This is a genomic window from Protofrankia symbiont of Coriaria ruscifolia, assembly GCF_900634745.1.
GTDB classification, from domain to species: domain Bacteria; phylum Actinomycetota; class Actinomycetes; order Frankiales; family Frankiaceae; genus Protofrankia; species Protofrankia californiensis.
In genome coordinates this window covers 1-11,108 of the sequence record NZ_CAAAFR010000156.1, presented here as the reverse complement: position 1 = coordinate 11,108, position 11,108 = coordinate 1, and the positions used below count along the sequence as shown (strand labels likewise).

Genomic DNA, 11,108 nt, shown 5'->3' with positions numbered 1-11,108 from the left:
GTCTTCGACACGATCAACGTGATGACCGGCGGCGGCCCGCTCGGCGCCACCGAGACCGCGCTGACCATGACCTGGCGGCTCGGGTTCACCTACTTCGAACTCGGCAAGGCCGCGGCCCTGTCGGTGCTGTTGCTGGCCGTGCTCATCACCATCGGCGTGCTGCGCCGCCGCTCGATCCTGGGGGACCGGCGATGAACCGGATGCTGAGCGCCGGCGCGCTGTGGCGCGCCGTGCGGGTGGGCCTCGTGCTCACCACCGCGACCATCGCGGTGTTTCCGTTCTACTGGATGCTGCGCACCGCGGTTGCCGGCTCGGACGCCGTGTTCTTCACCGGGATCTCCCTGGTTCCCCGGGAGTTCACGCTCGGCAACTTCGGCCGCGCCTGGGCCGAGGCCGACCTGGGTACCGCAATGTTCAACGGCGCGCTCGTTACCGTGACCATCCTCGCCTGTCAGCTGACGACCTGCGTGCCCGCTGCCTACGCCTTCGCCAAACTCAAGTTCCCGGGCCGCAACGCCCTCTACGGCCTGGTGCTGGCCTGCCTGCTCGTGCCGACGCAGGCCAAGGCTATCCCGCTCTACCTCGGCATCGGCTCGGTCGGGCTGGGCAACACCTGGGCCGCGCTGGTCCTGCCGTTCACCACCAGCGCGTTGGGTATCTTTCTGCTCCGCCAGTACATGGTGACCATCCCGGACAGCCTGCTCGAAGCCGCCCGAACCGACGGGCTCGGGGTACTGGCCACGCTGTGGCGGGTCGTGGTGCCGATGAGCACACCCGCGATCGCCACCTTCGCGATCTTCTCGATCTTCGTGCACTGGAACGACTATCTCTGGCCGCTGCTGGTCGCCCGCGACCGGGCGCTGCGGACCCCGCCGCTGGCGCTGGCCACGTTCCAGCAAGCCGACACCGGTATCGACTACGGCGCCCTTGCGGCCGGGGCCCTGATCATCACCGCCCCAATCGTGCTGCTGTTCCTGCTCGCCCAACGCCGATTCGTCGCGGGGATCGCTGGCGGCGAGCTCCCCGGCTGATCCCTGTCAAGGAGAACCCGTGTCCCGCACCCGCTACCTGCTCGCCCCGCTCGCCGCGGCCGTCCTGCTCGCCACCGCCTGCGGCAACGGCTCGGGGGCGGCACCCGTCGCCACCGCGGCCAACGTCGCCGACTGCGACCCGCGCGGCGTCACCATCACCACAACCTTCGCCCAGCAGGGTAAGGAAGCGGCCGCCGCGGCCAAGAAGGCCCTGGAAGCCGAACACCCCGGGCTGACCGTGCAGCTGAACGAATCCTCCGGCCTGGGCTACGACCAGCTGACCCAGCAGGTCGTCGCCGACCTGGCCGCCGGCAAGGAAACCGACGTCGTCATGGTCGGGCTCGGGCAGGTGCGGTTCTGGGTAGACCGGTACCAGCCCCAGCCGATCAACACGGCGGCATTGAAGCCGACCTACGACCGGCGGTTCCTCAAGATCGGCGAGGTGGACGGCAAGCCCTATGTGGTGCCGTTCCAGGTATCGGCCCCGGTGCTGTTCACCAACACCGACCTTGCCACCAAGGCCGGCATCACGAAAGCTCCGGCGACCTCGTCGGAACTGCTCGCCGATGCGCGAAAGGTCAAGCAGGCCACCGGCACCGCCCCGGTCGCGCTGCCTCGGGACGCCATCGCCGACTGGGTCGTGCAGGCCTACATCCAGAGCGCGGGAGCCACCTTTGTCAACCCGGACGGCACGGCCGGCTTCGACACCGACACCGGTCGGCGTGCCCTGTCCCTCTACTCCGAGCTCGGCGCGCAACAGCTGGCGGCCCCGATCTCGGCCCAGGACGCGACGGCCCAGTTCGCCAAGGGAGACCTGGCCTATCTGGTGACATCACCGGCCTTCGCGGCCTCGATGCGCACGCAGGTCGGCGACAGGTTCGGCTGGACCGTCACCGACTTCCCCATCCCCGACGGCGGCCACGCCTCCCTGCCCGCGGGCGGCAACGGCTGGCTCGTGCTGTCCCACGACGCTTGCAAGGCCGCGTTCGCCAACGAGATGATCAGCGCGATGCTCGACCCGACCGTGATCGCCGCCAGCCTCAGGACGTTCAGCTACATCCCCGTCGACAAGCAGGCCGCCGCCGAGCTCACCGCCGCCCCCGAGGCCACAACCCAGCTGGGCTACTCCTGGACCTACACCGGGACGCCGACCCCGTGGGGTGGCTGGCACGGCGACGCCACCCCGAAGGTGAACAAGATCCTCGGCGACATGGTGGTGCAGCTGACCAACGGCCAACCCGTCGACCAGGTGTTGCCCACCGTCATCCGGCAGATCAACGCGGTCGTCAAGTGAGCACCATCGAAATCTCCGCGCTGCGCAAGAACTTCGACAACGTCCGCGCCCTCGACGACATCGACCTCGACGTCGCCGACGGGGAAAGCCTGGTCGTGCTCGGCCCCTCCGGCTCCGGCAAATCCACCCTGCTACGGGTGATCGCCGGACTGGAACACCCCGATGCCGGGCAGGTCCGCATCAACGGCGCCGACCAGCACGGCCTGCCCGCCCACCGGCGCGACGTCGCGATCGTCTTCCAGCACTTCGCGCTCTACCCGCACCTGTCCGCCCTGCGCAACATCACCCTCGGGCTGCGGCACGGGCTCAAACTCCCCGCCGCCGAAGCCGACGCGCGAGCCCGCGACGTCGCCGCCCGGCTGGAGATCACCGAACTGCTCCACCGGCAACCCCGGCAGATGTCCGGCGGCCAGCGCCAGCGCGTGGCCCTCGCGCGGGTGCTGGCCCGCCAGGCCGGCATCGTCCTTCTCGACGAACCCATGTCCGGACTGGACGCCCAGCTCCGGCAGGCCCTGCGCGTGGAAATCAGCGAGGTCCTGCGCGCGGCCGGATCCACCACCCTGCACGTCACCCACGACCAGCTCGACGCGATGGCGATGGCCGACCGGATCGCGGTCCTGCGCGACGGGCGCATCGAACAACTCGGCACCCCCGACGAGCTCTACCACCACCCCGCCACCCAATTCGTCGCCACCTTCCTCGGCACCCCCGCGATGAACCTGTTCCCCGCGACCCGCGGCACCGACGGCTACCACACCCCCTTCGGCCACTTCGCCCCAACCAGCCACGACCGGCTCACCCTCGGCATCCGCCCGGAGAACCTCCAGCTGACCACCGACGCGCCCCTGACCACCGAAGCCACCGTCACCCTGGTGGAGTCAACCGGAGACTCCCGGATCGTCCACCTCCAGCGCACAGACAACCGATTCACGCTGCGCTGCTCCAACAACACCGCGGTGCACGCCGGAGACACGGTCACCCTCGGCTGCCGGCCGACCGACGTGCTCGTCTTCACCGGTAGCGAAGGCCGCACCATCGGCACCGTCCGCCAGCTCCTACAGCCAAATCTCACACCTTCTCAGGAAACACTGCCCTAAACCGGACTTATATGATCTTTGTTGCGGAAAGGGGCTGTGACCTGCGGTTTTACGGGGATATCCTGAAAGTTCGTGTCTACAGGCCCTCGACTTCGACGGGGCGTGACCACGAACCGGCCGATCTCTACTTAGCGTAGCAGGCCGTTAGCGGACGCGAAATTTGCGCTCCCTGAGGCGTTTTCCCTGTCAGGCCGCTACATCCATGATCACCATCCGTAAGTTCGGCCTAAAGAAGAGGATGATTCGGGTTGATTTGTCCTGATGTCGCGCGGCCTGGTGTCGATCCGGTAACGATTTTTGCGTGGGTTCGGCCTGTCCTGGCGCGGGTTGCGCGCGGGTGTCGGCTGGTCGACGCGCCGGCTGCATCCGGAATGCGCTGGATGTGGCGAAGCTCCTGGTAGGACGCGGGTTGCTGAGACCGCACGTCGAAACCAGGAGCTTCGGTGCCCCAGTTTGTCATGTCCTCCTCCGGGTTGTCGGGGCCGTTGCGGGAGGTGGTGCTGGCCGCCACGGGCGCGGTCGGTGAGCGGTTCGCGACGCCGTCGGGGGGCCCGGTTCCCGCAGGCGCGGGTGGTCACGCTGGTGGTGTGCGGGACCCGCCGGGTCCTGGCCGCGGCGCTGGACTCGTGCGGGGTCAGTGAACAGGCCCTGTGGGACCGTCTCGTCGGGCGGCACCCGCCGCCTTACAACGGCCGGCCCCTGTCTCCCGCTGAAACATCCCACCTACGAGAGTGCTAATGACGAGGCGTCAACGAGGGTTCACACGATTCACCCGTCCGGCCTTCTCCAGCCTGTTACCACCGGATGGAACGGCAGCCCTTGGGCCATTCACCCCGGGCTTCGCACCCCGTGGTTACCCGCGACGCACGCCGAGGCAGGGACGGTCCCCACGCACTGGACCGGACATCACATCACCGACATCAGTCGATCATCCTTCGATGCGTGCCACTATTCTCATACGACATCGTGTCGCACCACCTGGTTCAACCAGGAGGCGTGCACGGGGGTGTGGACCATGACCGCGTGGGGGAACGCCGTGGTCAGCCGTGTGATCGCGGCTTTGCCGCGGTGGGAGGAGCCGTTGTCGACGACCCAGAAGGTCCGTTTCGCGCTGGCGTAGGGCTCCCGGGCCATGACCTGGGCGACCAGCCTCATGAACGGGACGATCCCGGTGGTCGGTGCGCAGCGGCCGAAGACCCGGGCACGGTGCACGTCCCAGGCGGCCAGGTAGGCGACGGCCCCGCCGCGGCCGTAGGTGTGGTTGACGCGGATCGCGCGGGCCGTTCCATCCTCGGCGGCCTCCTCAACGAATACGAACGAGCCGCCTAAAAGCCCAGGTCAACGCCGATGGCCCACTTCTGGCACCCCACAGGCGGGTTCGGCGAGGCCGATGGAAAAGGACCCACATAATGCGGGCACCTCGCCGGCGGCCCACCCGACTCGGAGGGGGCCGCCGGAAAAGGGCCAGCTCAGCTGGCACCTCGCTGGTGGCCTACCCTACGGCACGGCGGGTCCGGCGAGAGGACCGGGGAAACGGACCAGGAGCAATCCCGGCACCGCGCCCCGGTCCTACTCCCAAGAGTCGTCGAGGATGGGAGCCATGGTTCACATCTCGCTCGCGAGCCTGAGTCTCCGCTGCTATTTTTTGGTGGCGGTGGCGTAGTTGACGCCGAGAACGAGGCTGGTCAACTCGTGGTCGGCGATCCACTGCTCGTTGGCGCGGCGGATGCGGGCCGAGGTGTCGTTGTCGAATTCCATTTCGATGCGGCGGATTCCGGTGCCGCGGACGATACGCCACCAGGCTTGCGGATCGGGTAGGGCCATAGGGGTGAGTTCATCGGTGACAGCCGGGTTGGGGACGCCAGCGTCGAGCAGCATGGTGCGCAGGGTGTCCGGGTCTTCGGTGCGCTGCCAGGGGATGGACAGTTCGAGGTCGGGGCGTTCGGCGCGGACGGCGTCGAGGAAGACGTCGAACATGGGGTAGAAGAATTTCGGGCCCAGGGTGGTGATGGCCAGCGTCCCGCCGGGCCGGACGAGCCTCCACAGGCCCCTGAGGGTGCCGACGATGTCTTTGGCGAAGAAGAGCCCGAGGACCATGGTGACCGCGTCGAAGGATTCGGTGTCGTAGGGCAGGGAGTCCATGTCGCCGCGGGTGAAGGTGACGTTGTCCAGACCGCGTTCGTGGGCGTGACGGCGGGCGATGGTCAGCATCTCCTCGGAGATGTCCACGCCTTCGACCCGCCCGTCAGGTCGTACACGCTCGGCGGCACGGAGGGCGGCCGGTCCGGGGCCGCAGGCGACGTCGAGGACACGGTCGCCGGGTTGGAGCAGGAGGCGTTCGATGGTGTTGCGGGCGCAGAAGACCCAGAATTGTTCGAGTGCGGCGTCGTAGTCGTGGGCTGCTGTGGTGTAGGTGCGCTCGGGGTCGTAGCTGGCCAGGTCAGTGATCATTGGTGCGCTCCACGGTGTAGTAGACGAATCCGCGGCCTTCGTCTTTGCCCACGGGGGTGGCGGTGCCACTCCAGCCCCAGGTGGCGAGCACGAAGAGCAGCTCGTTGGGATCCCAGTAGTTTTTGATCACGGTGAATTTCCGGCCATCGTTGAGACTGCGGGTGACGATGGGGACAGAGGATTCTTCACCGACTCCGGTTTCGATGGCTTTCTCTTCATCGGTGACGTCGACGAAGATGACTTTCCCGCCGGGTTTGAGGGCATGGTCGAGCATGTCCCAAAACCCGGGGAGCTTTGCGGCAGGTACGTGTGCGAGCCAGTGCACGAAGAACACGAAGTCCCATTTCCGGTCCGGTTGCCAGGTGAACAGGTCGGCCTGCACAGGGGTGACGTTGGGCAGGTTGCGGCGGGCGACGATGTCGAGCATTTCGTGGGAGCCGTCGACTACGGTAACGTCGTGGGCGAGTCCGCTGAGAGTTTCGGTCCAGTACCCGGTGCCGGGCGCGAGCTCCAGAATGGACCCAGCCAATGGGCTGGCGCGCACGAGTTTGTCGATATACGGGCGTACGGGATCCATGTAGTCGCGGATCCAGGAGACGTATTCTTCCGCTTTGGCCGAGTAGAATCGTTGTTGCTCGTCGATCAGCTTGTCGACGTCGCGCATGTCAGCACCTCCACAGTGGTTGATCGTCTGTCCTCATAGGATTCTTTCCAGAGCGTGACGGATGTCGTCTCTGGTAAGCCCTTCGGGGTGGTTGGCGTAGTGGGGCTGGGTGATCGAGGTCCCGGCGAGCACGTCGAGGAATTCCCTGGTGACGGCGAAATCGCGCAGGTGTGTGCCGAGTCCGGCGCGGCGGAAGACATCACGGATGAACGCGGCAACCCCGTCCGCGCCGGTGACACCAAGCGAGTGCGCCGCGAGGGCGACCCGGTCGGGAGCGATCCGCTCGGTGGGCTCCAGCACCGCCAGGAGCATGAGGGCGACCGCGAGGCCGTGCTCGATACCGAGGATGCCGGTGATGGGGTAGCTCAACGCGTGCGGTGCGGTGGAGCGGCACCAGCTCAGCGCCAGACCGGCATGCAACGCCGCAGCGCTCATGCCCGCGCGGTGCCGGCGATCGGGTGCGGAGACCGCGTAGGGCAGATGTGCTGCGATGAGCGTCAACGCGTAGCTGGCGTGCTGGTCGGTCTCGGGACGGTGGTTGTTGCTCCAGATGCTTTCGATGGCATGTGCGGTGGCGTCCAGCCCGGTTGCTGCAGTGAGCCGGGGGCTCATCGATGCGGTCAGAGCGGAATCGATTACGGCGCTGTCAGGGTAAAGCGCGGGGGCTTCGACGCTGACTTTCCGGCCGTCCTCGGTCCAGATCGAGGACCATTTGGTGACTTCGCTGCCCGTGCCGGCGGTCGTGGGAATGGCCCACAGCTCGCTCGTGCGGCGAAGCGGCACCTGGCCGGCGACGAGACCATCGAGGTCGCCGGCATGTGTCTCGGATGAGTCTGCCAGGGCACATGCCACCTTGGTGGCGTCCATCACCGAGCCACCGCCCACCGCGATGACCGAGCGTGGATTCAGGCGGCGGAGCTCGGCGGCCAACGTCCGTACCGCAGTCCACCGTGCCGAGGCGACGGTCAGGTGCGTGGCACCGGTCGGTGCTTGTCCCCGCAGACGTGGGCCAGTGACCACCACGGCAGGGCGGCAAGCGTGGTCGACCGCGAGCTCAAGAGCATCGTGGCGTACCTGCACCCGGACGGGGTTCCAGGGAACCGTGAGGCTGAGAGTGTCCATGGCGTCAGAACCACCGGCGGTCTTCGCGCACGACCCGGCTGATCGAGGGAAAGTGTGACAGTTCGCGCTGGGTGTCGCCGCTGACGTGCCCAGCGACCCGGACGACGCAGAGGTCGGCGGGTTCGCTGTCGGCCCGGGAAAACGCATGGGTAACAAAGGGCTGGATGTAGAGGGAGTCGTCGGGCTCGACCACGGTCTGGCGTTCACCGGTGCCGTCCGACCAGCACAGCCGGGCGGCGTGGTTGCCGTAGTTGTAGATCCAGCTATGCAGACTGCTGGTGAACCCACCGGTCAGGTCGGTGTCGGGGGTGGTGACGCGGGCGGTGAAGCCCCGCATGGCCGGCATCTTCGCCGTGCGGATCATCGGCCGGATGGTGTAGCGGTGATCGGTGGACGCAGGATAGGGGTATCCGTCGTCGACGCCGGTGTGTTCGACGATGACCTCCTCGCTGTCGTCGAAGACGGGAACGTGGAGATCACGGACGCTGACCCCGAGCGTAGCCGCAAGGTGATCGAGGTCGTGCGCGTCAAGGGGGCGGTCGCCCTCGACGGCATCGCGGGCGGTCAGCGTGGCCCCGGCATGCCGTAGCTCGGTGTCGAGTCGTTCGACGGTGAGGGCGGCATCGTGCAGGTATTGGCGTACCAGGCTCTTGGTGGCTGCGGTCGTGGTGGCCTGGTCGAGCAGATAGTGCTCGGCGCGAGTGCCGAGCGCGTAGAGCTCACGCTGGGCGCGGCGCACGTTCCCGCCGAAGGTCACCGCGAGGATGAGGGCCCGTTCGGTGGCCGAGCGGCTGGTGAACGTGTGTGGCCGGAACGGGGTGGTGTAGCTGGAGTCTCCGGTGGTCATCTCGATGGCGTAGCGTTGGCCGTCCACCTCCCAGTAGTGGTTCACCGGTCCCACGTACATGCTGTATTGGTGCAGGAAGTGCCCGTGGTTGAACGCGACATCCGGGTTATCGGGGTTGCAGTCGGAGACCACGCGCAGTTCGCGGATCCATTCCGGACGGAATGGTGACAGACGTGAGAACGCGGTGTCGCGGTACTCGTAGTATGGCTCCAGGTTTCCGTTCCTGTCGGGCCGCCGGAAGACCCGGCTTGTGGCACGGGATTCCTCCGCACGCATGATCTTGATCCCGGAGTCACAGTCGTCGGGAAGGATGCGCAGGTCTGTTTCGTCGATGGGATAGACCTCGCCCATCCTGCAGATGACCTCGTCGACGATCTCGGGCGTGGCGCGCCCGGCGATCACTTGGTCGATCGTGGCGTGGTCGAGACGCAGCTCGGTCGCCAGTGCGTGGGAGTCGCGTTTGAGGTCGTTGGCCTCGGACAGGATGCGCGCTCCGACCAGTTGGAGATAGGTCGCGTCCTTCATCGTTGCCTCCCTGGCTGGTGGGTCAGCAGCTTGCGGGTTCGGCGAACCAGTTCGTCGGGGTCGGTGATAATCCGTGGGGCCACGCTGATGCGGGGTGCGACGGGAATGTGGATTCCGGTCGGGCCCGGCCGATGCAAGGCCGCTGCCACGGTGTCGGTCACGTGGGTGGCGCGCAGCGCTCGTACGTACCCGGCGGCGCGCATGGCCTGGCATATCCGGATACCTGAGCGCCCGGTCGCCACGGTGCGCTGACCGCCGGTGCTTTCGTGCATCCCGTTGTCGAGCACCACGTGCACCAGGTTGTGCGGGGCCAGGGCCCCAACCAGCGGCAGGCAGTTGAGGCCCATCAGGAACGAGCCGTCCCCGTCGATCACCACGACCTGTGTCTCGGGTGTGCAGCCGGCCAGCGCGAGCCCTAGCGGCAGCGCCGCACCCATTGATCCGACGAGATAGAAGAAGTTGGGTCTGTCCCCAACCTGTTGCAGGTCTCGGCTGAGATAGCCGCAGGTCGATACGAACAGCGCGTCGGGCACGGCGGAGACCAGGTCGGCCAGGACCTTGGTGGGAGCTGCGGAGCTCATATCGCCTCCTGCACCAGGAGTGCGACCGGCCTCCGGCTCGACGATGCCGTCGAGGTGGACCAGCGCACCGCAGCCGGAACATCGTCCAGGACCCGGTGCGGCACACCGATATCGTCAAGTAGGCGCTCGATAGCCTCACCGATGATGACGTGCTCGACCGCGTCGGGACCGTGCCCCCGCCAGCTTATGACCAAAACCACCGGTATGCGGTAGATCAGCAGCAGCGAGGTCAAGGTGTTCAGGCAGTACCCCAGGCCGGAGTTCTGCATGAGTACAACCGGATTGCGGCCCGCCAGATACGCTCCCGCCGTCGCGGCCACGGCGACCTCTTCCCGGGGTGCGGGCAGATAGTAGGCAGCCTGGTCGGCGCCGAGGGCTTCCAGGCGGGCGAACGCGCCTTTGAGCAGCGAGCACGGCACCCCGCTGAAATAGTCCCATCGGTGCTTGATGAGCTCCTCGACCAGGACCGCGCCGGTAGTCTGCTGGGACACGGCCATCAGTCCTCGAGCTCCTCGTCCTCGTAGGCACCCAGGGCAATCGCGGTCTCCTGCACCGAGGCGATCTGATCCTCCAGTTGCGGAGCGGGACCGGTCTTGGCTTTCTCGATCTGTCGAGCTACATCGTCCATCGCCCGGTACGAGGTACGGAGGAGCTGGTTCGCGAAGATCCAGTGTGTGATACCGGCCCTGGTGTAGTGCTCGACACCGAGCGCTGGATAGCAGGTTGGTGCGATGAACACCGGCGTGCGCCGACCCCATCTCTGGGCGAACTCCAGAAGTTCCCTGCCCCCGTCGGGTTTCGTGGCCTGCACAAACACCGCGTCCGCGCCAGCGTCCACATAGCGGTTCGCGCGGTTCAAGGCCTCGGCCACGCCGAGCTCGGCTACCAAAGCTTCGGTTCGGGCGATCAAGAGACAGTCGGGCGCCAGCCCGCAGCGCGGCACGGAGGCGCTTTTCGTGTTCTTCCACGCTGGCCAGGACCCGCTTACCAGGGTACAGGCTTGATCGCTTGTCCAGCGGGTTGTCCTCGATGCACACCGCGCTCGCGCCGGACCGGGAGATCAGCTGCGCTCCCAGCTTCACCTTGCGCGGGCCTCCATATCCGGAATCCATGTCCACAACCACCGGGTGACGCGTCGTTGTCGCCACGGTCCGCACCACAGTGGCCATCTCGGAGGCATCCAGTACCCCGGAATCGGGACGGCCCAGCGAGGCGGACACACAGAAACTGCTCAACCAGACGAAGTCGATGTCCGCCTTCTCAGCCAGACGCGCGGACAGGCCGTCATACACACCCAGCCCGATACGCACAGCACCATCGGTCGGGAACCAGTCGGCTGTCTCAGGCAGTGACAACGCAGGTGAATTCGTCATGTTGGAATCTCCAAACGGACTCGGCGCAACGACCTAGCCAGGACAGCGATGCTCACGACACCCCCGCGAAGACCAGGCGACATGTCGTCACAGTTAGACAGAACCCGTGCGCCCACCGGCGAG

General features: G+C 66.8%; 11 protein-coding genes and 2 pseudogenes. 5 read left to right on the top strand and 8 right to left on the bottom strand.

The features are described 5' to 3' along the window. The 5 genes and pseudogenes from CV1CTNOD_RS26865 to CV1CTNOD_RS17270 all read left to right on the top strand — a co-directional run. Positions 1-195: pseudogene (locus tag CV1CTNOD_RS26865) on the top strand (carbohydrate ABC transporter permease); the annotation flags it as partial. Then, positions 192-1,031, top strand: coding sequence for a carbohydrate ABC transporter permease (locus tag CV1CTNOD_RS17285; RefSeq protein ID WP_131787083.1), 840 nt, complete (start codon positions 192-194; stop codon positions 1,029-1,031). The pseudogene CV1CTNOD_RS26865 and the gene CV1CTNOD_RS17285, both read left to right, overlap by 4 nt. Before the next feature lie 19 nt (positions 1,032-1,050). Beyond that, complete coding sequence (locus CV1CTNOD_RS17280; protein ID WP_131787082.1) at positions 1,051-2,325, top strand: extracellular solute-binding protein; 1,275 nt, start codon at positions 1,051-1,053, stop codon at positions 2,323-2,325. Then, positions 2,322-3,422, top strand: a complete 1,101-nt coding sequence (locus CV1CTNOD_RS17275) for an ABC transporter ATP-binding protein (protein WP_131787081.1) — start codon at positions 2,322-2,324, stop codon at positions 3,420-3,422. The genes CV1CTNOD_RS17280 and CV1CTNOD_RS17275 overlap by 4 nt, the downstream gene beginning before the upstream one ends. Positions 3,423-3,865: 443 nt before the next feature. Continuing rightward, a complete protein-coding gene (locus CV1CTNOD_RS17270) occupies positions 3,866-4,063 on the top strand; it encodes a hypothetical protein (RefSeq protein ID WP_131787080.1) in 198 nt (65 codons plus the stop codon). 313 nt (positions 4,064-4,376) lie between these two features. Here CV1CTNOD_RS17270 and CV1CTNOD_RS17265 read toward each other — a convergent pair whose 3' ends face one another. From CV1CTNOD_RS17265 to CV1CTNOD_RS27920, 8 genes and pseudogenes are all read right to left on the bottom strand, one after another. Continuing rightward, on the bottom strand, positions 4,377-4,634 hold the full coding sequence (locus CV1CTNOD_RS17265) for a hypothetical protein (RefSeq protein WP_242606773.1): 258 nt from the start codon (positions 4,632-4,634) through the stop codon (positions 4,377-4,379). A 426-nt stretch (positions 4,635-5,060) separates the two neighbouring features. Then, positions 5,061-5,873, bottom strand: coding sequence for a class I SAM-dependent methyltransferase (locus CV1CTNOD_RS17260; protein ID WP_131787079.1), 813 nt, complete (start codon positions 5,871-5,873; stop codon positions 5,061-5,063). Further along, positions 5,863-6,537, bottom strand: a complete 675-nt coding sequence (locus CV1CTNOD_RS17255) for a class I SAM-dependent methyltransferase (protein WP_131787078.1) — start codon at positions 6,535-6,537, stop codon at positions 5,863-5,865. The genes CV1CTNOD_RS17260 and CV1CTNOD_RS17255 overlap by 11 nt, the downstream gene beginning before the upstream one ends. Positions 6,538-6,570: 33 nt before the next feature. Then, positions 6,571-7,659 carry an iron-containing alcohol dehydrogenase gene (locus CV1CTNOD_RS17250; protein ID WP_165485585.1) on the bottom strand — a complete coding sequence of 363 codons (1,089 nt, stop codon included), beginning with the start codon at positions 7,657-7,659 and terminating at the stop codon, positions 6,571-6,573. A 4-nt stretch (positions 7,660-7,663) separates the two neighbouring features. Beyond that, on the bottom strand, positions 7,664-9,031 hold the full coding sequence (locus CV1CTNOD_RS24905; protein ID WP_165485584.1) for a hypothetical protein: 1,368 nt from the start codon (positions 9,029-9,031) through the stop codon (positions 7,664-7,666). Further along, positions 9,028-9,612 (bottom strand): thiamine pyrophosphate-dependent enzyme, encoded by a 585-nt coding sequence (locus CV1CTNOD_RS17245; protein WP_131787076.1) that lies wholly within the window; start codon positions 9,610-9,612, stop codon positions 9,028-9,030. Before CV1CTNOD_RS17245 ends, CV1CTNOD_RS24905 begins: the two co-directional genes overlap by 4 nt. Further along, on the bottom strand, positions 9,609-10,103 hold the full coding sequence (locus CV1CTNOD_RS24900) for a thiamine pyrophosphate-binding protein (RefSeq protein WP_242606772.1): 495 nt from the start codon (positions 10,101-10,103) through the stop codon (positions 9,609-9,611). Before CV1CTNOD_RS24900 ends, CV1CTNOD_RS17245 begins: the two co-directional genes overlap by 4 nt. A gap of 5 nt (positions 10,104-10,108) precedes the next feature. Beyond that, positions 10,109-10,985: pseudogene (locus CV1CTNOD_RS27920) on the bottom strand (isocitrate lyase/phosphoenolpyruvate mutase family protein). Positions 10,986-11,108 lie beyond the last annotated feature (123 nt).

Bases quoted from the DNA above. Each gene is read 5' to 3' on its own strand.
- CV1CTNOD_RS17285 (WP_131787083.1), top strand. From the start codon at position 192: ATGAACCGGATGCTGAGCGCCGGCGCGCTGTGGCGCGCCGTGCGGGTG.
- CV1CTNOD_RS17260 (WP_131787079.1), bottom strand. From the start codon at position 5,873: ATGATCACTGACCTGGCCAGCTACGACCCCGAGCGCACCTACACCACA.
- CV1CTNOD_RS17255 (WP_131787078.1), bottom strand. From the start codon at position 6,537: ATGCGCGACGTCGACAAGCTGATCGACGAGCAACAACGATTCTACTCG.
- CV1CTNOD_RS17250 (WP_165485585.1), bottom strand. From the start codon at position 7,659: ATGGACACTCTCAGCCTCACGGTTCCCTGGAACCCCGTCCGGGTGCAG.
- CV1CTNOD_RS24905 (WP_165485584.1), bottom strand. From the start codon at position 9,031: ATGAAGGACGCGACCTATCTCCAACTGGTCGGAGCGCGCATCCTGTCC.
- CV1CTNOD_RS17245 (WP_131787076.1), bottom strand. From the start codon at position 9,612: ATGAGCTCCGCAGCTCCCACCAAGGTCCTGGCCGACCTGGTCTCCGCC.